We start from the raw sequence: 26,723 nt of genomic DNA, 5'->3' as shown, positions 1-26,723 counted from the left end.
TGCGCTACACGGTACCGCCGGTGTTCCGGATCATCCGCCGGAGCACCTTGAGGGTGGTGACGTAATCGGCGTCGTCGACGCCCTCGTGGATGCGGGCTCGGATCGCCGGCGCGTACTGCTTGAACCTGACCCGCGCGTCCTCCCCCGCCTGGGTGATCCGCAGCCTGCCGTCCGCGTCGCGGGTCAGCCAGCCGCGCTCCCGCAGCACCTCCGCCTCGGCCTCCAGGTCGTCCTCGGCGCGCAGGTACGAGCGCATCGCGTGCCGCAGGTCGGGGACGGTCAACCCGCCACCGCCGGGCAGAAGGTCGTTCGTGGACAGGTTGCGCAGGAGCCAGAACTGGGGCTGGGTGAAGCCGTGCGCGGCCTGCTGGGCCCGGGTGAAGGCGATCAGCGACTCGTACGCGACGCCCGTCCAGTAGGCGGCCGGCTGGCCCGCGAGTTCGGCGTCGGACAGGTGCGGCATCGTCATGGTGATCTACCTCCGGCGGTGGTCGGGTGAGCACGACGCTAGAACCTCAACCACGCTTCAGATCAAGCCGCGAGGGGCACGGCGTTCCGGTCGGCCCCGGCATGATGGGGCGATGCGGGTAACGATGGCGACCGACGCGGGACATCCCGGCCGTACGAATGAGGATTTCGCCGGCGCCGTCCCCTGCGGCATGGTCCTGGTCGACGGCGCCGGTGGCATCTCCGGCGCGGGCGAGGTCTGCCACCACGGCATCGCCTGGTACGCGACTCGGCTCGGCGGCGCGCTGCTCGGCGTGCTGTCCGAGGATCGGAGCCTGCGCGACGTGCTGGCCGAGGGCATCGAGCGGGTCACCGACCAGCACCGCGACACCTGCGACGTCACCCACCCGATCAGCCCGTTCGCGGCAGTGGCGATGCTCCGGTTCTCCGGCGGGACCGTCGAGCACCTGGTCCTCGGCGACGCGGTCGCGCTGGTCGGCCGGGCCTCCGGCGGTCCCGTCGTCGCCCACGATCCGCGGGAGGTGGTGATCGCCCGGTCCTTCGAGGAGCGGCTGAAGGACGTGCCCGAGGGCGGCGACGAGTACCGGCGGCTGTTCATGGAGTTGCGGGCCCGGCGGAACAGCCCTGGCGGATTCTGGGTCGCCAAGGACGACCCCCGGGTGGTGGACGAGGCCGTCACGGGCGAGTGCACGGCCGACGACGTGACGGGTGCGGCGCTGCTCAGCAACGGCGCGAGCCGTCTCGTGGACACTTTCGGCCTGACCGACTGGCCGGGGCTGCTGCGCCTGCTGGACAGCGACGGCCCGGCCGAGGTCATCCGCCGGGTGCGCGAGGCAGAGGCACGCGAGGGCGTCGCCACCGACGACGCGACGATCGTCTGCCGCGCCTGACCCGCACGACAATCCGGTTGTGCTCGTGTTGACTGCGACGATGGACCGTCAACGCCTGAGCAGCATCGCGCACTCGCACCACCCGATCGCGGCCCCGGTCTCCGGCGTGAACGTCAACCGGCTGCTGCGCCGGGCCGGTCGCCGGCCGGCGGCCCGCATCCTCGACCTGGGCTGCGGTGAGGCCGCCTGGGCGTTGCAGGCCCTCGCGCACCACCCGGACGGGCACGCCGACGGTGTGGATCTCAGCCCGTACGCGCTGGAGCGCGCCGCTGACGCCGCCGCCGTGCGCGGCCTCGCCGACCGGCTCACGCTGCACGAGCGCGACGCCCGGTCGTACGTGCCGGATGGCGACTACGACTTGGTGCTCTGTGTCGGGTCGACGCACGCGTTCGGCGGGTTCGGCGACACGCTGGAACTGGCCGGCCGGCACGTGAACGCCGACGGCATCCTGATGGTGGGCGAGGGGTTCTGGCAGGTGCCGCCGACGCCGGAGGCGCTGACCGCGCTGGGCGCGAAGCCCGACGACCACACCGACCTGCCCGGTCTGGTAGCGGCCGCCGAGCAGATCGGCTGGACCCCGGTGTACGCGCACGTCAGCGACACCGCCGAGTGGGACGACTACGAGTGGTCGTGGACCGGCTCGCTGAGCGAGTGGGCGCTGGACAATCCGGGTCACCCGGCCGCCGCCGGGGCGCTCGCCGCCGCGCGGGAGCACCGGGACCAGTGGCTTCGCGGGTACCGCGGCGTGCTCGGCTTCGTCACTCTGGTGCTGCGCCGGATCTGAGTCGTCAGGAGCCGAGGTAGCGCAGGATCGCCAGGACGCGTCGGCTGTAGCCGGTCACGTGGGACAGGTCGAGCTTGTCGAAGATGGTGTTGACGTGTTTCTCGACAGCGCTCTGCGACACGTGCAGGCGGCCGGCTATGGCGGCGTTGGTGTGCCCCTGCGCCATGTGGTGCAACACGTCGCGTTCCCGTGGGGTGAGGCGATTCAGCGGATCGCTGTGGCTCGTGCCGGACATGAGCTGCCGGACGACCTCGGGGTCGAGCGCCGTGGCACCGGCGGCGACGCGGTCGAGCGCGTCGAGGAACTCCTCGATCTGGGCGACGCGGTCCTTCAGCACGTAGCCGACGCCCTCGGACCGGTCGGCGAGGAGCTTCGCGGCGTAGCGCTTCTCGACGTACTGGGACAGGACGAGCACGGCGATGTGCGGCCAGCGGCGGCGGATCTCCAGCGCGGCCCGCAGCCCGTCGTCGGTGTTCGTGGGCGGCATCCGGACGTCGGTGACGACGGCGTCGGGGCGGTGCTCGTCGACGGCCGCGACGAGTTGGTCGGCGTCCGCGGCGGCGGCCACCACCTGGTGTCCCTCGTCGGCGAGGAGGCGGACCAGCCCTTCGCGGAGCAGGGTCGAGTCTTCGGCGAGGACTACGCGCACGGCAGTTCCGCCCGGATCGCGGTGGGTCCACCGGGTGGGCTCTGCACGTCGAACCGGCCGTCGAGCGCGGCGACCCGGCGGGCGAGCCCTTGCAGGCCGCTGCCGTCGGGGTCGGCGCCGCCGATGCCGTCGTCGTGCACACGCAGCTCGACGATCGTGTCCCGCGCCTCGATGTCGATGGTGATCATCGTAGCGCGAGCGTGTTTGGCGGCGTTGGTGAGCGCCTCGCAGGCAACGAAGTACAGCACGGTCTCGACCGGCCGGACGGGCCGGACCGGCACGTTGTAGGTGATCTTCACGGGTGTAGCCGACCGCTGCGCCACCATGGTCAGCACCTCGTCGAGGGTGGTGTGGTCGAGCGCGGACGGGTACACCCGCCAGGCCACCTCCCGCAGCTCGTCGACGGCGCGCTGGGCGTCCTCGTGCGCCTGCGCGAGCAGGGCCCGCGCCTTGTCGGGGTCGCGGCTGCGGCGTGCCCGCCCGAGCAGCATGCCGAGGGCGACGAGGTGCTGCTGCAGCCCGTCGTGCAGGTCGCGCTCGATGCGCTGACGTTCGGCGTCGACGGCGGCGATGACACCGGCCCGGCTGACCGCGAGTTCGCTGATGCGCCGCCGCAACGCCTCGCGCGTGTGGGATTCGAGCAGGCGGCGGGCCAGCCACCGGTCCAGCACCGTCACGCTGGCCATGGCCTGGAGGTTCACCGCCAGCAGGGCGGCCCCGATCAGCACCTGGAGCAGGAACCCGGCCACGGTCATGGTGCCCGCCACGAACGAGCGCGCCACGATGGCGGCGAGCACCACGCCGACCACGAGCAGGCCGGCGGTGAGCGCGCCGAGCGCCGCGGGCAGGAGCCGGGCGGCCAGGTAGCCGACGACCCGAGGTCCGCTCGACCGCACCGAGGAGGGCTCCAGCGGGCCCACCACAGCCACGGGGGTGCGGAAAACCGCACCCCCGCCGGCCACCGGTACCGTGGAGCCGCACGTCGTGGCGGGGCAGCGTTCCCGCCGTCCAGAATCACGAGTCCGGTGGGTGGTCCTCGGTGCCGATGCAGATCCGTTTCGCCGTACCGGCCGATCCCGCCTATCCGGCCCGCGTGGCCGCCGCGCTCGCCGCCGCCCGGCTGCGCCGGTTCGGCTACATCGGCGCGGCCCTCGCCGCGATCGGGGTGGTCGGCTGGATCGCCTCGCAGGCGTCGGCGCGGTTCGCGTCGCTGTGGACCGCGTTGATCGTGGCCGGCGTGCTGTCGATGCTGTACGCGCCGTGGGTGCGGTGGCGGGCCCGGCGCCGCTCCGGCGGGTACGCCGTCGAGGGCGGCTACGACATCGACGACCGCAACATCATGATGCGCAGCGGTTCGGAGTCCGGCGGCATCGCCTGGGACGGCGTCACGCGGGTCACCGAGACGCCGGATTTCTGGATCGTGTACGTGGGACGGATGCCGGCCACGGTGATCCCCCGGTGGCTGATGTCCGCCGAGGACGCCGGGACGCTGCACGCCTTCATGACCGAGCGGCACCTCCTCGGCGACCGTTGACCATATATTGATCGGCTGTATATGTTGCCTCGATGAGCGAGATGCGTGAGGCGACCTTCCTGATCCTGACCGCGCTGGCCGACGAGCCGCGCCACGGCTACGGGATCATCCAGGAGGTCGCCGGCCTGTCCGGCGGGCGCGTCAACCTGCTGCCGGGCACCCTCTACGCCGCCCTGGACCGCCTCGTCGCGCAGGATCTCGTGGAACTCAGTCACGAAGAGGTCGTCGACGGCCGGCTACGCCGCTACTACCGGCTGCGCGCCGACGGCCGGGCCGAGCTGGCACGCCAGACCGAGCGGCTGCGACAGCTCGCCTCCGCCGCCGAGAGCCGGCTGCGCACCCTGCGGCCCCGCACCGCCTGACCCCACCGTCGCGGCTCCCGAGGGAGAAACCCATGCATCGCCGGCTGCTGCTGGCCTACCCCCGCGACTACCGCCGGGCGCGCGGGGCCGAGATCCTGGAGACGGTACGGGACGTCGGCTCGGCCCACCGGCGTACCCGGGTGGCGGCGAATCTCGTACGTCATGGTCTGCGCACCCGGCTGGGGCGGCCGGCGAGCCGTACCGTGGTGGTCTGGGCTGCGGTCTTCGCGGTGGTCTGCGGTCTGTTCGCCGCGTCGTTCGGCACCTGGCTCGCGTGGCTCGGCTCCCGCCCGCTCGACCACCGGGACCTGGCCGCCGTGGTCGGGCAGCTCTACCCGGACCGGCAGGTCAGCCACATCGACCGGGACGACCCGCCCGCCGTGTTCCTCATCTACGGCCACCCGCTGACCGAGGATCTCCTGTCCGAGCTGCTCCTCGGCGACGGCGGCGAGTACGCGCTGGCCGAGCTGACCGCGTCGTTCGACCAGACGCCGGCCGGCGGCCTCACCAACCTGCGGCAGCGCCTGGACGCCGCCGGGTGGAAGCGGAGCGAGCCCGTCAGATCCGACGCGTACGGCTGCGTCCCCGGCAGTCCGCGGTGCGACCCGGCGTCCATCCCCTCCGACATCACCGTGTACGCCGAACGCGGCGACCACATCCTCGCCGTCGAGCTCAACGCCGAGGGTTCGATGAACCTCACCCTCGGCCGCGCCACCCCCGGCGCCGCGTATCCCGCCGGGGTGATCGGCTTCGCGCTGGGCACGCTGGGCGGCTGGGTGCTGTTCGGCTGGGCCAGCCGCCGCACCGAGGGACGGCGCCCGCTGGTGCAGGGCCCGGTGAAGGTCCTGTACGGCGTCGCGATGCTGTTCTGGACCGCGCCGGTCCTGCTCGGCGCACCGATGATGCTCACGCACCACCTGGGCGAGCCGCATCCCCGCTGGCACGTGCCGTGGGAGTGGCTCGGCCAGCCCGCGCTGTCGCTGCCGTTCCTGCTCGGCGCGGTCCTGCTGATCGTCGCGCTGGGACTGGCGGCGCTGCCGCACCGGCGAGCGGCCGGCCGTACGCTCGCCGGGGCGTCGGACCCGGCGCTCTAGCTCTAGCGGCGCCGAGTCAGCTCGCCGGGCATCGCGTGCCCGGTGCGGGCACCGTGAGATCGACGAGGTACCTGTCCACCACGGCAGTCGTGCAGCCGTTGCGCTGGTAGGTGCCGTGGCCCCAGCCCTCGTAGGTGACCAGACGCCCGTGCCGGCCGAGTTGCCGGGCGACGTTCACCGCCCAGGCGTGGCCGGTACGGGGATCGTGCCGGGAGTTGAGCAGCAACAGCGGCGTGCGGGTGTGCACGTTCAGCTCGTGCGGCGGATTACGGACCGGGGACGGCCAGCCCAGGCAGGTCTGCACGGCCAGCAGACCGGCGCCGTACCGGACGTCCGGGGCGGCCGCCGCGGCGTCCCGGACCAGTCCGGCGTACTCGGCGTAGTCGCGTACCTGCGCCGGCCAGTCCGCGCAGAACGCCGCGACCGAGATCGAGAGATTCACAGCCGATGGTGGCGTCCCGGCGTCCATGTCCCGCACGATCGCGGCGAGTTGCGGCCAGCGCGGGCCGGCGAGCATGCCCAGCGCCACGGCGCTGACGTCGAAGGCGGTACGGGGGGCGTACTCACCACGGTCCGCGCGGGCCAGCACCCGCGCCCACACCGATCGCACGTCCCGTTCGTGGAGCACACAGTCCGCCGAGCTGTCGCACCAGGAGACGAACTCGTCGAACGAGTCCTGCAACGTGGCGGCCTGGGTCCGCACGAAGGACCGCACGTCGAGGCTGTGGTCGAACACGCCCTCCAGCACCACCGCCCGCACGCGGCCGGGGTACCGCTCGGCGTACTGCTGACCCAGCAGAGTGCCGTACGAGCTGCCGTGGAAGGACAGCCGCCGCTCCCCCAGCGCACGCCGCAACGCCTCGAGGTCGCGGACGGTGCTGAGCGTGTCGGCGTGGTCGAACACCGGGCTGGTCGGGCGGCACCTGCTCCACAGGGCCCGGTTGTAGGTCACCGCGTCGTCGAAGTCCGCCTGACCGGCAAGTGGGACGGGCGGCCTGCGCAACGCCGGATCCGCGGTACAGACGGGCGCGGCGGTGCGAGCCACGGTGCGCGGGTCGAAACTGACCAGGTCGAACCGGTCCAGCAACTCGTCGCTGAACCGGTCGCCCCGGCGGATGCGTTCCACCCCCGAGTCGCCGGGGCCGCCCGGCCCGAACACCAGCGTGCCCACCCGCTGCTCCGGCAGGCGCGCGGACCGGCGTGCCACGGCGAGGTCGAACGTCGGGCCGTTCGGCCGGGCCCAGTCCACCGGCAGCCGGAGCCGGGCGCACCGCACGTGCGGATCCGGCGGGACGTCAGGCAGATCGTCGGCGCACTCGCCCCAGGCGAGGAGCGGCGGCGGAAGACCGGCGCGCGCCGCGCCGGGCAGTCCCGCCAGGACGGTGAGCGCGGCCAGAGCGACGGCCATGGTACGTCGGAACACGGCACCTCCTGGTGTCTGGACGCTCGTCGATTCTTCAGCGGCGTCCCGCCCGAGTCCTATACGGAAACGCCCCGATATGCCCGTCGGGTCTTTCCCCCATTCCGTCCCTGACGCCGAGGTACGGCAGGCGAGCCGTACCCGTGGCGGTCTAGCATCTGGCGATGACCTCGCCCCTGGATCGCCTGCCGAAGATCGGCGCACCGGCCACGCGGGCGCTGAACGCCGCCGGCTACACCACGCTGCGCCAGCTCGCCGGGGTGCCGCGCGCGGAGCTGGCGCGGCTGCACGGCATGGGGCCGAAGGCGCTGGGCGTCATCGAGGCCGCCCTCGCCGAGCACGATCTGCGGCTGAGCTGACCAGGTGCCCCCTTGCCACTCGGGCGACTCCACCACCTGATCGTCGACTGCCCGGATCCGATGGCCGAGGCGCAGTTCTGGAGCGCGGTCCTCGGCGACCCGATCACGTACGCGGACGACGACTTCACCGTCGTGTCGGCGAGCACGGCGGCGTCCGGGCTGGCGTTCCAGCGCGCCCCCGGGCTGGTGCCGCCGACGTGGCCGGATCCGGCGGTGCCGCAGCAGATGCACCTCGACGTGATGGTCGACGACCAGGACGCGGCGGGCGAGGCGGTGCTCGCGCTGGGCGCGCGGCGGTTGCCGGGCGACCACGTGTACGCCGACCCGGCCGGTCACCCGTTCTGCCTGATCAGGCGCCCCACCTGGGCGTCGCCGGTGGGCGGACCCGCGTGACCGGACGGGTACGGCGGGTCCGCACCTTCCACTGGGGTGCCGTCTACCTCAGTGACGCGGACTGCGAGGCCGATTTCGACATCGACTTCCACGCCGGCGGCGGCCCGGTGCTCGCCACGACTCACCACGTCGCCGTCCTGGTCGCCTCACCGCTCTGAACGGGCCGTTACGGCGTCTCCTGATAGGAGATGAACTCCAGCAGGCTTCCGTCCGGGTCGCGGAAGTAGACGCTGGTCCCGGCGCCACCGGCGCCGATCCGCCGGACCGGTCCCGTCTCCACCTCGACGTCGTGCCGTCGCAGGTGCGCCACCGCCTCCTCGATCGGCCCCGCCCAGACGAAGCAGATGTCGCTGTTGCCCGGGCGGACCGGGATCCGGGCGACGTTGCCGCCGAGGTCGAGACCCGGCCCGTGCACGCTCAACTGATCGGGGCCGATCCGGAAGGCGACGCGGTCGCCGCCGACGCCGATCACCTCGGCGCCGACGACGTCGCGATAGAAGTCGGTTGCGGCCCGCCAGTCGGACACGGCGATGACGACGTGGTCCAGTCCGGTCGCGGGCACCATGTGTCCCACCCTATCGGCGGGTCCTGCCGGGGTCAGGCGCTTGCGCGTCGCTACCACAGGTGCCGGGCGAAGAACCGGTTCGCGGGCTCCCCCTCGAACCACGGCACGCCGGTGTGGCCGCCCATGTTGGCGTGCAGCGTCTTCTCCGCCGAGCCGAAGGCGTCGAACAGGTCCAGTGCCATCTGCCGGTCGTTGCCCTCGTCGTCCCACTGCAGCAGGACATGCAGCGGGATGGTGACCTGCCGTGCCTCCTCGATGATGGCGCGCGGCACGAAGCTCCCGGCGAACAGGAGCGCGGCCACGATGCGGGGTTCGACAAGCGCCAGCCGTACGCCGATCGAGATCACGCCGCCGGCGTAGCCGACCGGGCCGCCGATCCCGGGCAGCGCGAGCAGGGCGTCGAGGGTGGCCCGGCGCTCCGGGACCGCCTTCTCCACGAGCGGCAGGACGAGCCGGTCGACCACATCGTCGGTGACCGGCTCACCGGCCGTCAGGGCTCGGCGCAGGTCGGCGCGGGCCTGCTCGGCGGCGGCGGACGCGGGCCGGTCGCCGCTGCCGGGAAGTTCGACTGTGGCGGCGGCGAAGCCCTGTGCGACGCAGCCCTCCGCCCGGGCCAGCAGGCGGGGATACATCCGGCGCAGGCCGCCGGGGTGGCCGAGCAGGATCAGCGGGGCAGGCTTGGGCGCGGGTGCAGGCGTCCACAGGATGCCCGGGATCTCGCCGAGGGTGAACTCGCGTTCGCGGACGTCGTCGGCGAGGCGTTGTTCGGAGGTGAAGCGCATGGTCGTGCCTTTCGGGAGTGCGGCGGCGCTCCCGGACGACCTATCGCCCGGCCGTGACCCCCGAGGGGAGCACCCATGTCGATACTGCGGTCACGGGTACCACCTCCCTCGTTCTCCGGCACGGCCACCGGCAAGCTAACAGCGCTCGCCAGGGGCGGCCAACCGGTTTTGTCGCGGCGTGATCCACGCCGGACCGTCAGCCGCGCTCGAAGCCGGCGAAGACGACAGCCAGCGTCCTGGCTTGCAGATGCTCGTCCCAGCCCCCGTGCAGTGCGCCCTGGCACATGCCGGTGAGCAGTGCCATCACCTCGGGTAGCCGTACCGAGTCGGCGACGGTTCCGGCGGCCCGGGCCTGTTCCAGCAGCCTGCCCACCGCCTCCTCCAGGTGACCTACCGCGTCTGGAAGCCGGATGTCCACCCCGGATCCGGCGAGCAGTTCGACTGCCGTCTTCTTCGCGGCCGCCTGCGCCACGGTGTGTCTGAAGAACCCGAAGAGGTCGTGTCGTCCCGCCTCGTCGGCGAGTTGCGCGAGCAGTCGCTTCATGAGCGCGGCGAGCAGGTCCTCCTTGGTGGGGAAATGACGGAAGACCGTGCCGATGGCAACGCCGGCCCGGCGGGCCACCTCCTCGGTGGAGGCGCGGGCGCCGAACTCGGCGAAGACCGCCTCGGCGGCGTCCAGGATGCGTGCCCGGTTGCGTCGCGCGTCGGCGCGCAGGGGCGAACCCTCTACCAAAGTGAGTCTCCACTCATTATCCTCGGTGCCACGAGTCGAGTCGCGACTCATTATCTCGGAGGCCGGCATGACACCACAGGAGATCTTCGAGAGCATGCGCGCCAGATGGCTGGCCGGCCTGCCCACCTTCGACGCGGATTCGCTGGCCGACGACGTGGTGGTCGAGACGCCCTTCGCCGCGCCTGGCCAGCCCACGCGCACCGAGGGGAAGCAGCCCGTTCTCGAGTACACGCGAGCGGGCCGGGCGTCGTTCCCGGTGCGGTTCGACGACTGCCGCGGCGTGGTCGTACACGAGACGGCGGATCCCGAGGTGATCGTGGTCGAGTACGAACTCGTCGGCACGCACACGGTGACCGGGGTGACCGCCTCCGTGCCGTTCATCGGGGTGTTGCGGACCCGGGACGGCAAGCTGGCCCACTGGCGCGAATATCAGCACACGCTCGCCATCACTCAGGCCGCCGGCCCGGCATGAGGCTGGATCACGACAGGGGCGACGCGCTCAGGATCGGCCCGCCGCGCGGAGCATCGCCTCCGTCTCGGGGTCGGGCATGACCTCCCGGACCTCCTGGGCGCATCGGCACGACGCGGCGATCTTGGCGGCCCACTTCAGCGCCTCGTCGTGGGAGGCCACGTCGAGGACCACGAACCCGCCGATGACCTCCTTGGTCTCCGGGAACGGCCCGTCGGTGACCACCCCGTCCGTGCCCACGATGGTCGCCTGCTGGCGTTCGAGCCCGGTGCCGTACACGAACACACCAGCGTTCACGGCCTCCTGGATGACCGCGTGCGCCTCCCTGCCCACCTGGGGGATCTCCTCGGCGGGGATGTGGTCCATCGCGCCGTCGTTGAACGAGATCAGGTACCGCGGCATGCCATGACTCCCTTGTCCGGGCGGCCCGGTCCGGCCGCCTCTCACCCGTACTACGAACGAGCCGCACCCGATCTGACATCATCAGCCGGGGATGGGCACGGCGGTGCCGGTCACCGCGATCCCGGCGCCGGGCGCGGCGGGGATGCCGACGGTGAGCAGGCTCGGACGGCCCATGTCCTCACCCTGCCGCACGGTGACCGTGGCGGGCGGCCGCACCAGGCCCAGCTCCCGCAGGTAGCCGCCGAACGCGGCGGCCGCCGCGCCGGTCGCCGCGTCCTCGACCACGCCGCCGGGCGGGAACGGGTTGCGCGCGTGGAACACCAGCGGGGACTCGCGGTGCACCAGGTCGATCGTCGTCCAGTCACGTTCGGCCATCAGCGCGCGCAACGCCGCCATGTCGTAGTCCAGGTCCGCCAGGCGCCGCCGGGTGGCGGCGGCCACGATCGGGTGCCAGGCCCCGGCGTACGCGACACGCGGCGGCAGTGTCGCGTCGAGATCGTCCGGCGACCAGCGCAACGCGGCGAGCAGCGCCGCCAGGTCGCCCGCGGCAAGGGGTACGGTGCGCGGCGCGACGCTTGTGAGCGTGGCGGTGGTGACGCCGTCGGCCCGCGCGCTCGTGGCGACCTCGACGAGCCCGGCGCGGGTGTCCAGGTGCAGCACACCGGCGCCGTGCCGCTCGGCGTACGCGACCGCCGACGCGATCGTCGCGTGGCCGCAGAACGGCACCTCCGCCTTCGGGCTGAAGTAGCGGACAGTGAACCGCCCGTGCCCGCCGGCGGGCACGAGGAACGCGGTCTCCGAATAGCCGACATCGGCCGCCACCTGCTGCATCTCCGCGTCGCCCGCACCGGTGGCGTCCAGGACGACACCGGCCGGGTTGCCGCCGGAGGGGTCGGCGGCGAACGCCGCGTATCGGAGAACGTCCATGATCATGAGCCTAGCGCCGGTGGTCCGGCTCGTGTGCCCCGCGACGAGCCACGCCGAACTACTCTCCGGTCATGGGCGCCCTCGAGATCACGCCGATCGGCACCGTCCGCAACGACCGGACGGACATCCAGCACAGCGACAACTGGGGCGCCGTCCGCAGCACGATCGTCGTCGACGAACGCTTCGGCGAAGCGTGCCTGCAGGGCCTCGAGGAGTTCTCCCACGTGGAGGTCGTGTTCGTCTTCGACCGGTTCCCGGACGGCGGCGACCACGGCGAACCCCGTCCCTACCGGGGCCGGGCCGACCTGCCGCCGATGGGCGTGTTCGCCGGCCGTGGCCCCCGCCGGCCGAACCGGATCGGCGTGACGTGCTGCCGGATCGAGTCGGTTCGCGGCCGCGAGCTGACGGTGGTGGGCCTCGACGCGGTGTCCGGCACACCGGTCATCGACCTGAAGCCGGTGCTGGTGGAATTCGTCCCCACGAACGTCCGGCAGCCGGAGTGGGTCAGCGGCATGATGTCCGACTACTTCCGGCCGTAGCGTCGGCGCGGTGTCTCACCGCAGCAGCCTCTCCGTGAGGTCCATCAACCGCTCGGCGTCATGGGGGTCGAGGGTCGGGAAGCCGGGCGGCAGTCGCCTCCCCGACCGACCGCGGTCACCGGCGCGGTCGGCGGCGCGTCCAGGAACCGGTGAATCGGCGCCACCGCGTCCACGACGGACCGGGCGGCGACCGCCGCCGCCACCGCGAGCAGCCCACGTACCACGAGCGGGAGCGCGCTACGGTCACCGCTCCTGGTGAACCCGGGACGGTAGAGCACGTATCGGGCGCGGCTACCGGACCGCTGGGCGAAGCCCACGCCGAGCAGGTCGTCGGCCCGCCCGGCCTGCAACTGCGCGGCGACGGCTGAGTAGCCCGCCGTCATCTGGGGATCGGTCCAGCGAACCTCGCGCTGGCCGGCTGGGCGGTCGCCCACCACGCCGAGATCGTCGCGGTACGTCAGCGACCCGCCTGAGACACCCTGCGCTCATCCGGCCGCACGGGGGGCACCCGCGACACCGGTCCGGCGGTTGTCCGCCGGGCGGCGGGCGTCGGTCTGGAATGCTTCGCCTATGCCGTCCTTCCCGCCCACCTTCTCCGCCGAGGTCGTCGCACAGCCGGCGCAGGCCCAGTTCGAGGCGTTTCTCGACGAGCAGCGCGACGCGCTCGACCGCTGCTTGGACGGACTGACCGAGGAGCAGGCGCGCCGGTCACTGGTGGCCTCCCGGACCACGCTGCTGGGTCTGGTGAAGCACGCGACCTTCGTCGAGAAGGTCTGGTTCGACGAGGCCGTCACGGGCCGGTCGCGAGCCGAGATCGGCATCCCGGAGCGGTCGGAGGAGTCGTTCCTCCTCGACGACGGCGACACGATCGCCGGCGTCCGGCGGGCATACCGCGACGCCCGCGACGCGTCACGCCGGGCGACCTCCACGCGGGGTCTGGACGACATCCTCACCGGGCACCGGCGGGGCCCGCTTCCGCTGCGCTGGGTGTACCTCCACGTCCTGCGCGAACTCGCGCAGCACTGCGGGCACGCGGACATCCTCCGGGAGCAGATCCTCGACGGATAGCGGGCGGCCGGCGTCATGTGCCGGTGAGCGGGTCGGGGCGCGCATTCGAGGTGTACCCGGAACGTCCGCGACGAGCGCGGCATCGAAGGTTCCCGGTCGGCCTCGAAGTCCTCCGTGGAGGTCACACCGAGGTGGCCCGGGTCCGGTCGCCGCAACCCGGCCCGGGCTCTCCGTCCTCAGTTCATCGCGATGTAGAGCCGCTGACCGGCGGGCCGGTAGCCGACGCGCTGGTAGACCCGCCACGAGTCCTCGCCGCCGGCCTCCAGCCAGGCGACCTCCGTACCGGCGCTGAACAGCCGCCGGGTGACGTCGGCGGTGATCGCGGACGCCAGTCCCCGGCGGCGGTGGGGCGCACGAACGGCGATGCCGGCCACCTCGCTGACCGCGCCGACAGGCGCAGCCGCACCGCCGCCGCCCGCGCAGCCACCGCCCTCGGTGACGGCCATGACGACCACGCCGCCGGTGTCCTGCTGACGCCGCAGGCGAGCCACGTCGGCCTCCGAGGCGACCGGATCGCCGCCGAACGCCTCGTTCTGCACACTGATCAGCGCGGCGCGCTGGGAGTCGGTGCCCGGCTCGCACAGGCTGAGGTGGTCCGGCACCTGTGGCGAGGCCGGCATGCTCGGCACGCAGGCCAGGTAGGTGTGCCGGGCCTCCACGGTGAAGCCCGCCGCTGTCAGCAGCGCCTCCAGGCCGGGGGCACAACTGGTGACGTACTCCAGGCGGGGTCTGCGGTCGGCGGCGTGGAACGCCGCGACGAGGGCGGCGACGTCGGCCGCGGTGACGGCGGCGCCGGGACGCGGCGTCGCGTAGTTGATGTACGGGCTGGTCGTCGTCGGGTCCAGCCCGATCACGAACGGCCCGACCTCGACCGGCGCGGGCCGGCGGGACAGGTTGACGACGACTGATCGTTGGATGCGGGCATCCATGCTCAACGTGAGACCTCGATGCATGAGAGGAACTGCGACGGGCGGAGGAGACGTCGGACCGCTCCACCGTGCCGCGGCCGCACGACGGTCATCCGTCGTGCGGTCGACACTCAGGCGGCCGCTCGGCCTACCCGGATCACAGGCGTCATTCCTTCATGCGGAGTGCCACGCGGTGCGCGTGGCCGACCGCAACCTTGCCCCTGGAGACCTGGCCGTGTCAATCGCGTACGGCCGGGCGTCGCGCATCAACCCGCTTGTGGTCCGAGATCGCGGGCGGGCATCCTCGTCGGATGCAATGGACGGACGACCTGACGGTGCACCTCGCTCGGGGAACATCGGTACACACCCTTGTCCGCTATCTGCGCGCGGCCGAGAAGGAGGGGACGCGCCGTCGCGATGTCCTCGCCGTCCTGACCGAGCGGTTCGCGCTGCCGTTCGATGACGCGCGGCTCGCGATGGACCGTGTCAGGGGTGGGGTGGTTCGTGCCGCGTCCGGCAACCCCGCGAACCAGCCGGATCCCGTCACGGACCCGCTGGCGTGGACCTCGTACCGGCTCGCGCTCGGACTGAAAGTCGACGACGGGGATCCCGGACCGTCGCCCGAGGAACGGGCGGCGGCGCAGGCTCTCCTGGAAGGAGCCAGGCGTGGCGAGCCCACGCGCGGCACCGAGGACGTCGCCGTGGCGCTCGAGGTCGCGCGGCTGGCCGTCGCGTCACGGGAGGGGGATCGGATCCGCTTCCATCTCCTCCTGGAAGCAGCGACGGCCCTGTCGGTCGCCGCCGAAGCCTGCATCGCTCGACTGGGGCAGCAGCCCTGCGCCGCGGAGGGTTCCCAGGAGTGGGTCGACGGTGTCGCGCTCGCCGCGGCCGCCCGTGAGGTCACCACGCAGTTCGCTGCTCAGCCCGACCCGGGGCTCGAGGAGCGTGGCCTCGATCTGGTGGGGCGCATCGTCACCCGTCTGCTGGGTCAGTGTCACGCGTTCGTCGGCCGAGCGATGATCGAGTCGGCTCGCTGCGCACTGCGCAACGGCGGTCCCGACCGAGCCGCCGCCCGTGCCGAGGCGGTGGTGGCCGACTTCGCGGTTCTCCTCGATCGATTCGAGGTCGACGTTCCCGTCGACGAGGACATCGTGGCCTTGGAGTATCTGCGGGCGGCCATCGACCTCCTCATCGAGGTGCGAGGCCGTTCCGCTGAGCTCGACGCCCTTCGCGACCGGACCGAGCGACTGCTGGCCGGCTCGCCGATCGACTGAATGATCGCGGCGAGGAGTCGGTGCCGGCCGCTAACCTGCCGGCGTGACGAAGGTCGATATGGAGAAGGCCGCGCTGTGTGAGTTCCTCGAGTATCAGCGTGTCAGCATCCGAGCCATCCTGGCGGATCTGGACCTGGCCTCGCTGCGAACGCCTGTCCTGCCCTCCGGCTGGTCGCCGCTCGGGCTGGTGGAGCACCTCGGGCACGCGGAACGCCACTGGTTCCAGGAGGTCTTCCGTGGGTCCGTAGAGCCGTTACCCTGGCCCGACGAGAACACACCGCTGCGGACGACTCGATCGCCGGCCCAGGTCTTCGGCTTCTATCGCGACCAGTGCGACATCTCCGACGCGATCATCGCCGGGGCCCCGTTGTCGGCGACACCCGCAGGCCGGCATCCGGACGAGACGCTGGCGTCGCAGACCACCGACCTGCGACGGATCGTTCTGCACGTCATCGAGGAGACCGCCCGGCACGCCGGTCACCTGGACGCCGTGCGCGAGCTGATCGACGGGCGCACCGGGCTCGGGCCACGCTGAGCCGAGTCCGACGGCTGCGGTGTGCAGCTCGGCGTCCCGCGCAGACGGCCCGACGGGCTCGCCGAAGTGGCTCTATGCTGCCGCGATGCAACCCCGCTTGGTCAACCAGGTGCGGCTTCCCGGCATTCGACATGTCATGCAGGCAACCGGCCTCGGCTGGGTGGTCACCGATCAGGACCGTCTCACGGTGAACCTTTTCGACCACGAACTGGGTCGCGTGGCGCGGTTTGCGGCCCCTCTCGACGACCCGCGAATGCAGGTCAGCGCCACCCGTCGGCTTGTCGCGGCCGGAGACGCGCATCAGATCGTCGTGCTCGACCACGACGGCGTGGTTCGGTGGCGCAGCAGCTGGGATCGGCTCGGTGGCAGCGCCGGCGCCGACTTCCACCTCGACGGCGACCACGTCCTCTGGATCCGTCTACGCGAGACCGAGGAACTTGTCGCCGTCAACGGTGTGAGCGGCGCGGAGATCCGTCGCACGCCGCTGCCCGGTCCCGGGCCCGCCTGGTTCATATCCGCTACCGACGGCGTCTGGACCGGCTTGACGCTGCTCGATCCCTATCAATCACGCGCCATGCTGATCAGGCTCGACGCCGAGCGCATCGTGTCACGGCCGCTGGCCGGTGGCGATCTCGCCGGTTTCAGTCCGGCGGGCGGCCGCTACCTGACCCAGACGCTCGACGGCTTCCTGTCCGTCCGCGACGTCGCCTCCGACGCCGTGATCACAGCCCGGCATTTCGAAGATCTGCCGGGCACGCCACCGCGCCTCGCCGGCTGCCGACACGCGGACCGTGCGGTGTTCCTGGGCGAGGAGCTGATCCTCGCCGCTCCGAACACCGGAAGCCTGCCGAACGATGCCGAGGGCCATCTCCTGCTGTCGGCGCTCAGCCTCCGGTGCCGGTCCCAGGTGCGCTACCCGCACCATGACGGATCCGGTGCCGTCCACCCCTCGTACCAGCCGGGCCGTTGGCTCACCCGCCATCATGAGGACGATCGGCTCCGGCTGTGGCAGCTCGGTGCTCGCCTCGACGACGAGCCGATGCCGGGCCAACTCGCACTGCTCTGACCGCGGCCCGATGGTGGATCACCGATCGCGGTGGACCGGATGCGCACCGCCCGGGTCGGTCAGCGGCGCACCCGGTAGCGCAGGTGCAGCACCCGGTCGCCTGGAATCACCACGTCGGCGTCCGCCAGCAGGTGCCGCGCATCGACCGAACCAAGGCGCCTCGGCGTCCAGCCCGCGGTGCCGGCCGGTTCGGCTCAACGCCCGACTGGGCGCGGATCGCCGTCAGAGGTCGCCGCCTCGGCTCGACCCGACCACCAGGAAGGCGTTGTCGGGCCAATCGTAGGAGTCGCCGTCACCCGGCGGCGCCGGCCGGAGGAGGACGATCCGCACCATGCGGGGCCACCAGCGGGTCGGCTCCGACCAGGAGCACTGCAGCCGCCGCTCACCTGTGTCGGCGCAGTCCCCGACCTGCTTCCATCCGTCGAGCTGCCCGGCGACAGCCGATCGAACCTGCTCCCAGCCGGACGCGGGCGGCAGGGCGTAGGTGTCGACCTCCGGACGACCGCGGTCGTTGCTCAGGTCGACGGAGATCTCGAGTGCCCGGTTGTCGACGACGGCCTCGTAAGCGCCTTCGGGCAGCACCGTAGACGCCCCCGCCGGGGCCGCGACGGAGACCGGTTCACCGGCCGCCGACCAGCGCACCCCGGCCACCGTCGCCGCCGCCACGCCCAGCACGACGATCGTCCCGGCTGTCGCAAGAGGAACTCGCACAGCCGGCAGTCTAGGAACGCGAATCCAGCCGGGCGGCTCAGACGATCCGCCTCCCTACCGTCCCGGCTCCGCCGAGGATCGCGTGTTCTGCTGAGCGCAAAGAGGTCTTCGTGAGGTCGTGCCCACCGGCCATGCTGAGTCGATGGACCCGCCGAGACGCCTCGCTCCCCAGGCCCTGCTCACGAGCCTCTACGCGGCCTTCAACCGGCGTGACATCCCCACGCTGCTGGCCGCCATGACGCCGGACGTCTCGTGGCCCAACGGCTGGGAGGGAGGCGTCATTCGCGGCCGGGACCAGGTGAGTGCCTACTGGCGCCGGCAGTGGGACCAGCTCGATCCGACTGTCACGCCGACCGCGTTCCGCACGGAAGCCGACGGCCGCATCGCCGTCACCGTTCATCAAGTGGTCCACGACAAGGCCGGAGCGACGCTCGCCGACCACACCGTCACGCACGTCTACCGCCTCGGCGACGGCCTGGTGACAGAGATGGAGATCCGAGAGTGACCGTTGTCGGCGGCGTCAGTCGGGGCGGTAGCCACGGGCGACCGATCAACGCGTCGGCGCGAGCTCCAGCCGCACCCGGCGCTGCGGTCGGTCCACCTCGGCGATCGTGACGGAGACCGTCTCTCCCATCGCCGGCTGCCAGGTCAGGACGGACTCGTGGAGCAGTCCCGCGATGCCCGGCGCGACGAGGACGAAGACACCGAACGGCAGCACCCTGACGACCGGCCCGGACAACACCTCACCGACCCGGTCCTCGAACGCGACCAGTGGATCCTCCTGCAACGCCTTCAGGGAGAGCTGCACCTGTCCACGGGTGTCGTCGTAGTCGAGCACCTCGCCGGTGACCTGCTGTCCAGGGCGCACCACGTCGGCGGGGTCGCGGAAGTAGTCCCAGGTCAGCTCCGGAATCCGGATGAACCCGGTGCCGGGCGAGCCTTCCGGATCCCCCTCCAGACGCACGAAGACGCCGAAGTTGTGGATCTCCGAGACGGTCCCCCGCACCACCGTGCCACGCTCCGGCCAGCCTTCGGGCATGGCAGAACTGTATAGCCGGGCTACCCGAGCAGCGCCGCCGCGGCGGCCAGGGTGGCAAGCGACAGCGTCGTGGTCACCACCACCGCCCGGTTGGCCACCGCCTCACCGACGCCGTACTCCTGAGCGAAGATGAACGTGTTCTGCGCCGTCGGCAGGCCCGCGCACACCACCACGGCGAGCAACTGCGGCGCGGGCAGATGCAGGGCCAGTCCGGCCGCGTACGCGATGATCGGCTGTGCGACAAGCTTCAGCGCGGTGATCACGGCCAGTTCGGCGGGCTCGGCCGGCTCTGCCCGCGACGGCGCCGTGGGGTGCAGCGACGCGCCGAGCGCGACCAGGGCGGCCGGAACCGCGGCACCGGCCAGCAGCGTCAGCGACGCGTCGGCCGCCGACGGCAGGCGCACGCCGGCGGCCGAGCACGCGACACCGAGCAGCGACGCCAGGATCACCGGATTGCGTACGGGCAGTGAGGCGATCCGGCGGACCCGTACCCGCCCGGCCGGGTCGCTGTGCCGGTCCAGGGCGACCAGGATCACGGGCGCCACCACCAGCACCTGTAGCAGCACCACCACTGCCAGGAACGACACGTCGCCGAGAACCTGCGTCGCGATCGGGATGCCGAGGTTCGCCGAGTTCACGTACCCGGCGGCCATGCCCCAGATCGGCCGTTCCCCGGGATCGCGGCCGAACAGCCGGCTCGCGCCGGCCCACCCGAACCCGACCACCGCGACGGTGCTCACCCCGAAGGCGAGCAGCGAGCGGCCGGCGAACCCGGACAGCGGCATCCGGGCCAGGGCCAGGAACAGGGCGGACGGCATCGCGAGCTGGAACACGAACCGGCCGAGCACCGAGGCCGCCGCCTCGCCGAGCAGGCCCCAGCGGCAGGCCGCGTAACCGACAGCGGTGAGGATCCAGATCGGCACGAACGCCGATACCAGGCTCATGCGGGCGTCACCGGAGCGTCGCGCCACGTCAGGGACCGGCGGACGTCCGGAGCGTACGAGCCGAGAAGCCCCCGACGCGTCCAGCGCTCACGGCTCTGCCGATGCGGAACGGGAGCCACGGTGGGCGACACTTGGATGATCTTGCCCGGGAGACCGCGTCAGTTCCAGGTAATCGTGGCTCGGGTCCGCCAGAGATCCAGGACGGCCGCGTCCCCCCGTAGTTCGAGGCGTTCAGTCCCGTTCCGGTTCCACAGCAGGAGGTAGAGCTCGGATGCGGATCCCACGATGGTCAGCTGGGCCGGCATCTCACCGGCGACCAGGCGGCGCCCGGCCGGCTCGATGAAGAAGGTCCATCCGGCGTCGATGTCAGTGGGCACCAGGGCCATGCTGAGAGGTGGATCGGCCACCAGGCGCCCACCGGGCCGGCCGAAGAAGCCGTTGAGCAGTTCGTCGATGCCGTCAGCGGCGAAGGCGGGGTCCCAGGAGGGGACCGTGGAGACAGCCGACTCGGCATCGGCACGGTGTACTGCGGTCTCGTGAGCCTGGCGACGTGCCCAGAACGCCAGCGGCGAGGGCGCGGGCAGGAACGTCCAACACTCGACGCTCTCGTCCGCCGCTGCCAGCGTGTCCACGAGTGCGCGGTGGCCCTCCCGAAACCAGTCCAGGAGTTCGTCGTCATCGACTGCGGCGAAGAACTCCGCCTCTTCCCGAGTGGAGTAGGGCTGACGGCGTCCCGTCATCACGTGGCCCCTGGCCCAGCGATGGACACCGCTGACATGGCGCAGCAGATCACGGACCTGCCAGCCAGGGCAGGTGGGCACGGGTGCGTCCAGACCGGCCCGGTCCGCCGCCTCTGCCAGTCGGACACCTTCCTCATCCAGCGCGGCAGTGTGCTCGGCGATACGCATGACGGGAGCGTCCCACGCGCCACCTAATCGCCGCCAGGCGAACGTCGTGCCATGGATGGTTCCTGGCCAGGACCGCTTGAACACGTGCGCGCTCATGCCGCCGAGCGGGCGCGCCAGAAGCAGGAGTCTCCGTCACTCTCCGTAGACGTCTACCGTATGCATGGGCTCGATCCCTGTGCACGCACCTGCCGGTGAGAGTGCCCCGGTCACGCCCCGCTGGGCCCTTGCATAGGCTGCTTCGCCATGGACGAGTCGCGCGGGTCAGGAGTCCTCCGTCATCAGTCGCTGCACGACGGGTTCGTACCGGCGCAAGGGCCGCAGCAGGCCTTCGCCGACGCCATCGACCGACACATCGAGGAGCACTTCGGGCCCGTCGAGTTCGTCTACCACGAGATCGCCTCGCACCTGGTCGGTGTGCATGTCCATGTCGTGGCGCCGACCCAGGAACGCCCGTACCGGACGCTGGTCACTTCAGGGATGAGTGAGCTGCCGATGACGGTCCCGGAGGGCCACGACATCAGCCCGTACGCCGAACTGATGCTCAGTCTGCCGGCAGATTGGCCGCTGACCGAGGTAGCCGGGTTCGGCGACGAAACCTTGTGGCCGCTGCGAATCCTCAAGCAGGTAGCTCGGCTGCCGCACGAGTATGGAACCTGGATCGGCGAATGGCATTCGGTGCCGAACGGCGATCCCGCGCAGCCGTACGCTACGGGCACCCCGTTCGCCGGAGTCGTCGTCGCGCCGATGCTGCGGGTGCCGCCCGAGGCGCGGACGATCGACGTCGGCGGCGGCATCCGAATCGCGTTGCTCGCGCTGATCCCTCTGCACCCAGAGGAGATTGCAGTCAAGGTCGAACGCGGTACCGACGCACTCATCGAAGTCCTCGACCGTGGCCGCGTCACCGAGTTGCTGGAACCGCGCCGGCCCTCGTACGCCTGACAGCTCGACCGGACGCGCTGACCAAGGTCACGTGCGCGCTTCTGCCGCAGATCGGGCGGGCGCTCGGTCATCTCGGCACCGCCCCGCCGAGCAGGTCGTGAACGTCGCCTGCTGATCGCCCGGCCGGTATCCAGGTGTCGGGCGCATCCCCACCCGATCTCGACCCGCCGAGCGCCTAGGATGGTCCCGGTGACCTTCCCCGAACGGCGATCCGCCGACGTCCCGACTGACGAAGCCCGGGTCGACGAGGCCCTGCGGTTGCTCTCCGGTGCACCGGTCGCGCTCGATGTCGCCGTCAAGCGGCTCGCCCGTGGCAGCGGCGTCTACGCCTGGTGGGCTGCTCCCTCGGTCCTCCCCGACCTCCCCGGACCGCCGAACGACAGCGACCCGTCGCGGCGGATGCTCTACCTCGGCCGGGCGACCAGCCTGCGGGGCCGGATCCTGCGCAACCATCTGCGGCGTTCGGGCAGTTCGACCCTGCGCCGCACGCTGGCCGGCCTCCTCGTCTCCGAGGGCTACCGGACCACCTGGACCGACCGCGTCGTCCTGGTCCCCGAGGACGAGGTACGGCTGACCGCCTGGATGCACGAGCACCTGCGCCTGACCTGGGCGGAGGACCCCGAGCCGTCTGTCATCGAGGCCGAACTCGTCAGGCGCCTGCACCCGCCGCTCAACGTCCACGGCGTCGACCCCGAGCACATCCAGGCAGCGGTGGTCGCCGCCAAGAACGCCTACAACGTCAGCAGCAGCCCGGAGCAGCCCTAGAGGCTCACGCCGTCAGTGCGGCTTCCAGATCACGACGGGTGAGGGCGGCGCGGAGGTGCAGCCCCTCGGCCGCCAGGTTCTCCCGCCCGCCCTGCTCTCGGTCGATGGCGCAGACCACCGTCTCCACCTGGGCACCGACCGACCGTAGTTGTCCGCACGAGGTCAGAAGCGCGCCTCCGGTGGTCACGACGTCCTCGATCACGACGACCCGCAGACCGCTCACCGGCCCGCCCTCGGCCAGCTTCGCGGTGCCGTACTCCTTGGCCTGCTTGCGCACGAAGACCGTCGGCAGCCCCGTCAGCTGGGACATCACCGTGGCGAGCGGAATGCCGCCCATCTCCGTCCCCGCCAGCACGTCGCACTCCGGCAGCAGGCCCACCATCGCCTCGGCGACCTCGCGCAGCAGCTCCGGCTTCCCCTCGAACAGGTACTTGTCGAAGTACTCGTCGCTGACCTGCCCGGATCGAAGACGGAACCGGCCGGTGAGATGGCAGGTGTCGTAGACGCGGCGCGCGAGCGGGTGAGTCACCCGCTCAGTCTCGCACCTGGCTGGAATCACACGATCCGTCGAATGCGTACCCTCGGACGCTCGTTGCGCAGGTGACCCAGCTTGTGCTGGCGGACCTGCTCCTCCCACACCTCCTGGTCGTACTCCGGATCCGGCGCCGTCCACCGGTGCGACCCGTCGCTGTAGTGGAACTTCTCGTCCCCGGCCCGCAGCACGCTCACCGCACCCACCCCAGGAACCGCCTGTGCAACGCCCCCGCCGGCGCCCAGCTCAGATCCGCCGTCGCCCGCACCAACTGCGCTCCCAGGTACACCGCCAGCGACACCGGCGCACCCTCGTACTCCGCAAGAAGCTCCCGCCGCCGCGTCGCGCACGGCCACGGCGCACCGCACCCGCCGCACGTCCAGACCGGCAGCACCGGCCCGTGGGTGCTCACCCGCGCACCCCCAGGAAGCGGGCGACGCTCGCGCGCGCCTGCCGGCTGGTCGCCCACGCGACCTGCCAGCAGGGGTACGGAGTCAGGCGCGCCCACCACAGCCGGCAACCCACGCACATCCCGTCCAGACCCCGTACGTGCACCGCCAGGATCGCCCGTTCCGCAGTGCTCACTGGCCCTCCTGCGACGGCCAGTGACCGCGATTGATCGGTACGCGGTGGCGGTTCCGGCACGGCAGGTCCACGCCGCAGCGGCAAATCCACCGCCACTTCCGCCACGACCAGGCCGGGCGATGCCGACGTACGAGCGTCGACGCGACAGCGAGGAGATAGCCCTCGTACGGCAGGCGTCCCAGGTGTGGCTTGGAGGGTGCGACGACGTCGGCGTCCCGGCGCGAAGCTTGTGCCGTTGCCGACTCGACGGGCGCTGTCTGCGCATGATCGGATTCGGCCAGTGCGAGAATCCGCCGCTTGGCCGCTTCCCACTCGGCCTTCTGCGTTTCCTGGCCCGTGCGGCGCCAACCGTTCCGCCCGCCCATCACCACCTCCGTCCGCTCCGGCGCGACGGATCACTTCACAAGGGAGTGCGACGCCGCGCCCGGCAGGGTGAGGCGTTTCCTCACCCGAAAACGGACACTAGGGCCGCATGGTGATGGAGAAATTACCGCTGGTTATGCCGCCAGGCTGATGCCGAGGCGCCCCGCCAGCAGACGCAGTTCGTTCGGCACGGCCCGCCGCTTGGCCCGCTGCGCCATCGCGACGACCGCGTCCTGGGCGAGCGGGTTGAGGGAGAACGGCACCGGCGCTGCCTGCTCCGCGCGCACGAACGCCGCGATCGCCTCGTTGTCCCGGCGACCGGAATCGGCCAGCGCCCGCCCGAGGTCGAGCCAGTACGACATCTGCCGGATCGACGCCGCCAGCACCTGCGGTCGTACCCTGCGGGACAGCTCGATCACCCGTCCGGGCTCGCCGGACTCGGCCGCGATGGACATCTCCCACAGCGTCACGTTCGTGGGCCCGAACCCGCAGCCGTTGAACCCCATGCCGTCCGCCGGGTCGCCCAAAGTCGCCGCTTCCCGGGCGGCCTCGGTCAGATGGTCTCGCGCGGCGTCGGGGCGGCCGCTGACTGTCGAGGCCAGTGCCGCCGACAGGTGCAACTGGCCGACCATCTGCCGGACCCGCTCGTCGGAGGCGGCAGACTGAAGCTCCGCGAGGGACCGGTCAGCCGCCCGTGCGGCGAGGGACGCCGACTCGATCGGCAGGCTCTGCGCGTACGCGAAACGGGTCGCTCCCAGCCACGCCGCCTCCTCCACGTCCTCGGCCGCCGTCACCGCCACCCGCGCCGCATTCAACGCCAGGTGGCGGTACCCGAGGTGCCGCAGGCACGCCGACGCCTGGTACGCCACCTGCGCGAGCGCCGGGCCGCCCGCCGCGGCAGCCTCCAGCAGCAGGCCGGGCAACATCTGGGCCATGGCCGGGAAGTTCGAGCGGTGGCGCAACTGCTCACTGCGGGAGATGCCCGCTGCCAACTCTTCGTGGGTACGCGTCGACGGCCGCCGCTCGCCGTCCTCGATCTCGATCAGCGCCGACCAGATCGCCGGCACGCACTCCGCCGCGCGCTCGCGTGCCGGGTCACCCGTCTCGGTGCCCTGACCGAGCAGGTCCGCGACCGTGATCTGCAACGCGGCGGCGACAGCGACCAGGGTGGAGCGCCTGTCAATCGTCTTGCGGCCGGACTCGACCTGGGAGATGTAGGACTGGCTGACCCCGGCGAGCCCGGCGAGAACGGCCTGGCTCATCCCACCACGGCGCATCCGCCAGTAGCGGATCCGGGCACCGATCGTGTCAGCCTTGCTGGCCATGTCTCGCCTGCCTCCCAGGACGAGGGCTGGGACTTCGGCACCGGCCGGTGAGGCCGGGATACCCGTCCGCCAGTGTACGTGGATCGGTGCTCTTGCATTGACGTCGAGGCGTTTCCTACCTGCCGCTCCCCTACGCTCTGTGGTCGACTGGGCGGGCTGACCGGAGGTGCCGCCGACATGCCAACGCCGCCTGCCTACCTGACGATCGCCGCCGACCTACGTGCCGCGATCCTGTCCGGAGAACTCCCCGCTGGAGCGAAGGTGCCGTCCGAGTCCGGCCTGATGCGCCAGTACGAGGTGAGCCGGACAGTCGCCAAGTGGGCCATCGCCGTCCTGAAAGGCGAGGGCGTTGTGGAGGGCCGCGCCGGATCCGGCGTCTACGTGCGAGACACCACCCGGCTGGTCCGTCACGCCCGAGGCCGCGACGTTCGCTCCGCCGATGGCCCGACTTCCCCGTTCGCCCGCGATGCGGCCGACGCCGGACAGCACGGCACGTGGGAGCACGAAAGCCGACACGAGCGGGCCGATGAGCGGATTGCCGCCCGGCTCGGCGTCGAGCCGGGCGCACCGGTGATGCGGACGTCATACCGCTTCCTCGCCGACGGCGACCCGATACAGCTCTCCGTGTCGTACGAGCCACGTGCCCTCACCAAGGGCACTCCGGTCGAGTGGCCCGAGGACGGAGAGATCAAGGGCGTCGTCGCACGCATGGACACCATCGGCGTACGGGTCGACGAGGTCGTGGAGCGTGTCAGCCTTCGCTCAGCGACAGCCAGCGGCACGCCGGTGGAGACGGCCGACATCGTGCTACCGGGCGGGCGATACGACCTCGTCTACCGTCTCCCCATCGACTGACGAGACGGCGAGGGTGATGCGATATCGACAAGCTCGCCGGATGGGAGGGCGCTTCCGATGACCGACGATCCGCACGCGGGAGCCATGAGCTTCATTTTCGAGGCGGGCGTGCTCAAGCGCGCAGCGCGCACCGGATGGTGGTTCGCCGGAGTGAAGCACCCCGAGTCGATCGCCGAACACTCGTTCCGCACGGCGCTCATCGGCATGATGCTCGCGGCCATGGAGGGCGCCGACCCGGGTCGCGTCTCGATGTTGTGCGTCCTGCACGACACCCAGGAGACCCGGATCACCGACATCCCCCACATCGCCAAGCGCTATCTCACGGCCGCACCCAACACCGCCGTCACCGCCGACCAGGTCGCCGCCTGCCCGCCCGCCGTAGCCGACGTGATCACCGCTGTCGTCGCCGAGTACGAGGCCGGCGAAACCCTGGAAGCCATCGTGGCCCGCGACGCGGACAAGTTGGAGTGCCTCGTCCAAGCGGTCGAGTACCGGCATCAGGGTATCGCGGACGTGCAGCGCTGGATCGACAGCTC

At 71.6% G+C, this 26,723-nt stretch carries 38 protein-coding genes and 1 pseudogene; 19 read left to right on the top strand and 20 right to left on the bottom strand.

The window, feature by feature from the left end; translation table 11 throughout:
- Positions 1 to 4: 4 nt before the first annotated feature.
- Positions 5 to 469, bottom strand: coding sequence for a MarR family winged helix-turn-helix transcriptional regulator (locus tag NMK34_RS14135; RefSeq protein WP_318333775.1), 465 nt, complete (start codon positions 467 to 469; stop codon positions 5 to 7).
- Between the two features lie 112 nt (positions 470 to 581).
- Between NMK34_RS14135 and NMK34_RS14130 the strand changes: the two genes are divergently transcribed.
- Together NMK34_RS14130 and NMK34_RS14125 are read left to right on the top strand one after the other, a co-directional pair.
- Positions 582 to 1,358 carry a hypothetical protein gene (locus tag NMK34_RS14130; RefSeq protein ID WP_318333774.1) on the top strand — a complete coding sequence of 259 codons (777 nt, stop codon included), beginning with the start codon at positions 582 to 584 and terminating at the stop codon, positions 1,356 to 1,358.
- A gap of 40 nt (positions 1,359 to 1,398) precedes the next feature.
- Positions 1,399 to 2,142, top strand: coding sequence for a class I SAM-dependent methyltransferase (locus NMK34_RS14125; RefSeq protein WP_318333773.1), 744 nt, complete (start codon positions 1,399 to 1,401; stop codon positions 2,140 to 2,142).
- 4 nt (positions 2,143 to 2,146) lie between these two features.
- Here NMK34_RS14125 and NMK34_RS14120 read toward each other — a convergent pair whose 3' ends face one another.
- Both NMK34_RS14120 and NMK34_RS14115 read right to left on the bottom strand, forming a co-directional pair.
- On the bottom strand, positions 2,147 to 2,791 hold the full coding sequence (locus NMK34_RS14120) for a response regulator transcription factor (protein ID WP_318333772.1): 645 nt from the start codon (positions 2,789 to 2,791) through the stop codon (positions 2,147 to 2,149).
- Positions 2,782 to 3,711 carry a sensor histidine kinase gene (locus NMK34_RS14115; RefSeq protein WP_318333771.1) on the bottom strand — a complete coding sequence of 310 codons (930 nt, stop codon included), beginning with the start codon at positions 3,709 to 3,711 and terminating at the stop codon, positions 2,782 to 2,784. Before NMK34_RS14115 ends, NMK34_RS14120 begins: the two co-directional genes overlap by 10 nt.
- A gap of 125 nt (positions 3,712 to 3,836) precedes the next feature.
- Between NMK34_RS14115 and NMK34_RS14110 the strand changes: the two genes are divergently transcribed.
- From NMK34_RS14110 to NMK34_RS14100, 3 genes are read left to right on the top strand one after another with little or no spacing between them, the layout of a single operon-like run.
- Positions 3,837 to 4,325 carry a YcxB family protein gene (locus NMK34_RS14110; RefSeq protein WP_318336343.1) on the top strand — a complete coding sequence of 163 codons (489 nt, stop codon included), beginning with the start codon at positions 3,837 to 3,839 and terminating at the stop codon, positions 4,323 to 4,325.
- A 41-nt stretch (positions 4,326 to 4,366) separates the two neighbouring features.
- Positions 4,367 to 4,687, top strand: coding sequence for a PadR family transcriptional regulator (locus NMK34_RS14105; protein ID WP_412098954.1), 321 nt, complete (start codon positions 4,367 to 4,369; stop codon positions 4,685 to 4,687).
- 32 nt (positions 4,688 to 4,719) lie between these two features.
- Positions 4,720 to 5,781, top strand: coding sequence for a hypothetical protein (locus tag NMK34_RS14100; protein ID WP_318333769.1), 1,062 nt, complete (start codon positions 4,720 to 4,722; stop codon positions 5,779 to 5,781).
- Between the two features lie 16 nt (positions 5,782 to 5,797).
- Here NMK34_RS14100 and NMK34_RS14095 read toward each other — a convergent pair whose 3' ends face one another.
- Entirely contained in the window at positions 5,798 to 7,189 is a 1,392-nt protein-coding gene (locus tag NMK34_RS14095; protein WP_412098953.1) for an alpha/beta hydrolase, read from the bottom strand.
- A 176-nt stretch (positions 7,190 to 7,365) separates the two neighbouring features.
- On the opposite strand from NMK34_RS14095, the gene NMK34_RS14090 reads away from it, so the two are divergent.
- The 3 genes from NMK34_RS14090 to NMK34_RS14080 are packed head-to-tail and all read left to right on the top strand — an operon-like array spanning position 7,366 to position 8,111.
- Positions 7,366 to 7,560 carry a helix-hairpin-helix domain-containing protein gene (locus tag NMK34_RS14090; RefSeq protein WP_318333767.1) on the top strand — a complete coding sequence of 65 codons (195 nt, stop codon included), beginning with the start codon at positions 7,366 to 7,368 and terminating at the stop codon, positions 7,558 to 7,560.
- Positions 7,561 to 7,572: 12 nt separating this feature from the next.
- On the top strand, positions 7,573 to 7,953 hold the full coding sequence (locus NMK34_RS14085; RefSeq protein WP_318333766.1) for a VOC family protein: 381 nt from the start codon (positions 7,573 to 7,575) through the stop codon (positions 7,951 to 7,953).
- Entirely contained in the window at positions 7,950 to 8,111 is a 162-nt protein-coding gene (locus NMK34_RS14080; RefSeq protein ID WP_318333765.1) for a hypothetical protein, read from the top strand. Before NMK34_RS14085 ends, NMK34_RS14080 begins: the two co-directional genes overlap by 4 nt.
- An 8-nt stretch (positions 8,112 to 8,119) precedes the next feature.
- Here NMK34_RS14080 and NMK34_RS14075 read toward each other — a convergent pair whose 3' ends face one another.
- From NMK34_RS14075 to NMK34_RS14065, 3 genes are all read right to left on the bottom strand, one after another.
- Positions 8,120 to 8,518 (bottom strand): VOC family protein, encoded by a 399-nt coding sequence (locus tag NMK34_RS14075; RefSeq protein WP_318333764.1) that lies wholly within the window; start codon positions 8,516 to 8,518, stop codon positions 8,120 to 8,122.
- Positions 8,519 to 8,568: 50 nt separating this feature from the next.
- Complete coding sequence (locus NMK34_RS14070) at positions 8,569 to 9,300, bottom strand: alpha/beta hydrolase (RefSeq protein WP_318333763.1); 732 nt, start codon at positions 9,298 to 9,300, stop codon at positions 8,569 to 8,571.
- Positions 9,301 to 9,496: 196 nt separating this feature from the next.
- Positions 9,497 to 10,033, bottom strand: a complete 537-nt coding sequence (locus tag NMK34_RS14065; protein WP_318333762.1) for a helix-turn-helix domain-containing protein — start codon at positions 10,031 to 10,033, stop codon at positions 9,497 to 9,499.
- A gap of 67 nt (positions 10,034 to 10,100) precedes the next feature.
- Between NMK34_RS14065 and NMK34_RS14060 the strand changes: the two genes are divergently transcribed.
- A complete protein-coding gene (locus tag NMK34_RS14060; protein ID WP_318333761.1) occupies positions 10,101 to 10,505 on the top strand; it encodes a nuclear transport factor 2 family protein in 405 nt (134 codons plus the stop codon).
- 27 nt (positions 10,506 to 10,532) lie between these two features.
- Here the strand turns inward: NMK34_RS14060 and NMK34_RS14055 are convergent, their stop codons facing one another.
- Positions 10,533 to 10,904, bottom strand: coding sequence for a YciI family protein (locus NMK34_RS14055; protein WP_318333760.1), 372 nt, complete (start codon positions 10,902 to 10,904; stop codon positions 10,533 to 10,535).
- A gap of 81 nt (positions 10,905 to 10,985) precedes the next feature.
- Entirely contained in the window at positions 10,986 to 11,831 is an 846-nt protein-coding gene (locus tag NMK34_RS14050) for a PhzF family phenazine biosynthesis isomerase (protein WP_318333759.1), read from the bottom strand.
- A gap of 71 nt (positions 11,832 to 11,902) precedes the next feature.
- On the opposite strand from NMK34_RS14050, the gene NMK34_RS14045 reads away from it, so the two are divergent.
- The gene (locus NMK34_RS14045; protein ID WP_318333758.1) at positions 11,903 to 12,370 is read left to right on the top strand and encodes an SAM-dependent methyltransferase; all 468 of its coding nucleotides are present in this window, start codon (positions 11,903 to 11,905) and stop codon (positions 12,368 to 12,370) included.
- 44 nt (positions 12,371 to 12,414) lie between these two features.
- Here NMK34_RS14045 and NMK34_RS14040 read toward each other — a convergent pair whose 3' ends face one another.
- Positions 12,415 to 12,807: a hypothetical protein gene (locus NMK34_RS14040; RefSeq protein ID WP_318333757.1), complete on the bottom strand. Its 393-nt coding sequence runs from the start codon at positions 12,805 to 12,807 to the stop codon at positions 12,415 to 12,417.
- A 133-nt stretch (positions 12,808 to 12,940) separates the two neighbouring features.
- Between NMK34_RS14040 and NMK34_RS14035 the strand changes: the two genes are divergently transcribed.
- The gene (locus tag NMK34_RS14035; protein ID WP_318333756.1) at positions 12,941 to 13,438 is read left to right on the top strand and encodes a DinB family protein; all 498 of its coding nucleotides are present in this window, start codon (positions 12,941 to 12,943) and stop codon (positions 13,436 to 13,438) included.
- Between the two features lie 176 nt (positions 13,439 to 13,614).
- Here NMK34_RS14035 and NMK34_RS14030 read toward each other — a convergent pair whose 3' ends face one another.
- Positions 13,615 to 14,367, bottom strand: coding sequence for a GNAT family N-acetyltransferase (locus tag NMK34_RS14030; RefSeq protein ID WP_318333755.1), 753 nt, complete (start codon positions 14,365 to 14,367; stop codon positions 13,615 to 13,617).
- Between the two features lie 290 nt (positions 14,368 to 14,657).
- On the opposite strand from NMK34_RS14030, the gene NMK34_RS14025 reads away from it, so the two are divergent.
- The 3 genes from NMK34_RS14025 to NMK34_RS14015 all read left to right on the top strand — a co-directional run bounded on the left by NMK34_RS14025 (position 14,658) and on the right by NMK34_RS14015 (position 17,221).
- Complete coding sequence (locus NMK34_RS14025; protein WP_318333754.1) at positions 14,658 to 15,620, top strand: hypothetical protein; 963 nt, start codon at positions 14,658 to 14,660, stop codon at positions 15,618 to 15,620.
- Positions 15,621 to 15,663: 43 nt separating this feature from the next.
- Positions 15,664 to 16,155 carry a DinB family protein gene (locus NMK34_RS14020; protein WP_318333753.1) on the top strand — a complete coding sequence of 164 codons (492 nt, stop codon included), beginning with the start codon at positions 15,664 to 15,666 and terminating at the stop codon, positions 16,153 to 16,155.
- An 85-nt stretch (positions 16,156 to 16,240) separates the two neighbouring features.
- Complete coding sequence (locus tag NMK34_RS14015) at positions 16,241 to 17,221, top strand: hypothetical protein (RefSeq protein ID WP_318333752.1); 981 nt, start codon at positions 16,241 to 16,243, stop codon at positions 17,219 to 17,221.
- Between the two features lie 222 nt (positions 17,222 to 17,443).
- On the opposite strand, the gene NMK34_RS14005 is transcribed toward NMK34_RS14015, so the two are convergent.
- Positions 17,444 to 17,932 carry a hypothetical protein gene (locus NMK34_RS14005; protein ID WP_318333751.1) on the bottom strand — a complete coding sequence of 163 codons (489 nt, stop codon included), beginning with the start codon at positions 17,930 to 17,932 and terminating at the stop codon, positions 17,444 to 17,446.
- 142 nt (positions 17,933 to 18,074) lie between these two features.
- Here NMK34_RS14005 and NMK34_RS14000 point away from each other — a divergent pair, with 142 nt between their 5' ends.
- Positions 18,075 to 18,437 carry a nuclear transport factor 2 family protein gene (locus tag NMK34_RS14000; RefSeq protein ID WP_318333750.1) on the top strand — a complete coding sequence of 121 codons (363 nt, stop codon included), beginning with the start codon at positions 18,075 to 18,077 and terminating at the stop codon, positions 18,435 to 18,437.
- 45 nt (positions 18,438 to 18,482) lie between these two features.
- On the opposite strand, the gene NMK34_RS13995 is transcribed toward NMK34_RS14000, so the two are convergent.
- From NMK34_RS13995 to NMK34_RS13985, 3 genes are all read right to left on the bottom strand, one after another.
- On the bottom strand, positions 18,483 to 18,971 hold the full coding sequence (locus tag NMK34_RS13995) for a S1 RNA-binding domain-containing protein (protein WP_318333749.1): 489 nt from the start codon (positions 18,969 to 18,971) through the stop codon (positions 18,483 to 18,485).
- A gap of 20 nt (positions 18,972 to 18,991) precedes the next feature.
- Entirely contained in the window at positions 18,992 to 19,915 is a 924-nt protein-coding gene (locus NMK34_RS13990) for an AEC family transporter (protein WP_318333748.1), read from the bottom strand.
- Between the two features lie 158 nt (positions 19,916 to 20,073).
- Positions 20,074 to 20,823 (bottom strand): maleylpyruvate isomerase family mycothiol-dependent enzyme, encoded by a 750-nt coding sequence (locus tag NMK34_RS13985; protein ID WP_318333747.1) that lies wholly within the window; start codon positions 20,821 to 20,823, stop codon positions 20,074 to 20,076.
- Positions 20,824 to 21,066: 243 nt separating this feature from the next.
- Between NMK34_RS13985 and NMK34_RS13980 the strand changes: the two genes are divergently transcribed.
- Both NMK34_RS13980 and NMK34_RS13975 read left to right on the top strand, forming a co-directional pair.
- On the top strand, positions 21,067 to 21,762 hold the full coding sequence (locus NMK34_RS13980) for a suppressor of fused domain protein (protein WP_318333746.1): 696 nt from the start codon (positions 21,067 to 21,069) through the stop codon (positions 21,760 to 21,762).
- Positions 21,763 to 21,942: 180 nt separating this feature from the next.
- The gene (locus tag NMK34_RS13975; protein ID WP_318333745.1) at positions 21,943 to 22,527 is read left to right on the top strand and encodes a GIY-YIG nuclease family protein; all 585 of its coding nucleotides are present in this window, start codon (positions 21,943 to 21,945) and stop codon (positions 22,525 to 22,527) included.
- A 4-nt stretch (positions 22,528 to 22,531) separates the two neighbouring features.
- Here the strand turns inward: NMK34_RS13975 and pyrE are convergent, their stop codons facing one another.
- The 5 genes and pseudogenes from pyrE to NMK34_RS13950 form a co-directional block, all read right to left on the bottom strand.
- The gene (gene pyrE / locus NMK34_RS13970; RefSeq protein ID WP_318333744.1) at positions 22,532 to 23,056 is read right to left on the bottom strand and encodes an orotate phosphoribosyltransferase; all 525 of its coding nucleotides are present in this window, start codon (positions 23,054 to 23,056) and stop codon (positions 22,532 to 22,534) included.
- Positions 23,057 to 23,082: 26 nt separating this feature from the next.
- On the bottom strand, positions 23,083 to 23,256 hold the full coding sequence (locus NMK34_RS13965) for a hypothetical protein (RefSeq protein ID WP_167796883.1): 174 nt from the start codon (positions 23,254 to 23,256) through the stop codon (positions 23,083 to 23,085).
- Complete coding sequence (locus tag NMK34_RS13960) at positions 23,253 to 23,471, bottom strand: hypothetical protein (protein WP_184976707.1); 219 nt, start codon at positions 23,469 to 23,471, stop codon at positions 23,253 to 23,255. The genes NMK34_RS13965 and NMK34_RS13960 overlap by 4 nt, the downstream gene beginning before the upstream one ends.
- Positions 23,468 to 23,812: pseudogene (locus tag NMK34_RS13955) on the bottom strand (hypothetical protein); the annotation flags it as partial. The gene NMK34_RS13960 and the pseudogene NMK34_RS13955, both read right to left, overlap by 4 nt.
- A 329-nt stretch (positions 23,813 to 24,141) precedes the next feature.
- Positions 24,142 to 25,332: a helix-turn-helix transcriptional regulator gene (locus NMK34_RS13950; RefSeq protein WP_318333743.1), complete on the bottom strand. Its 1,191-nt coding sequence runs from the start codon at positions 25,330 to 25,332 to the stop codon at positions 24,142 to 24,144.
- 177 nt (positions 25,333 to 25,509) lie between these two features.
- On the opposite strand from NMK34_RS13950, the gene NMK34_RS13945 reads away from it, so the two are divergent.
- On the top strand, positions 25,510 to 26,187 hold the full coding sequence (locus NMK34_RS13945; protein ID WP_318333742.1) for a GntR family transcriptional regulator: 678 nt from the start codon (positions 25,510 to 25,512) through the stop codon (positions 26,185 to 26,187).
- A gap of 57 nt (positions 26,188 to 26,244) precedes the next feature.
- The coding region (locus NMK34_RS13940) for an HD domain-containing protein (RefSeq protein WP_318333741.1) at positions 26,245 to 26,723 on the top strand (479 nt) is incomplete at its 3' end.

It is taken from the genome of Micromonospora sp. BRA006-A (genome assembly GCF_033433935.1).
Taxonomy (GTDB): domain Bacteria; phylum Actinomycetota; class Actinomycetes; order Mycobacteriales; family Micromonosporaceae; genus Micromonospora; species Micromonospora aurantiaca.
The sequence above is the reverse complement of the archived record's forward strand: the minus strand, read 5'-3'. Positions and strand labels throughout refer to the sequence as shown.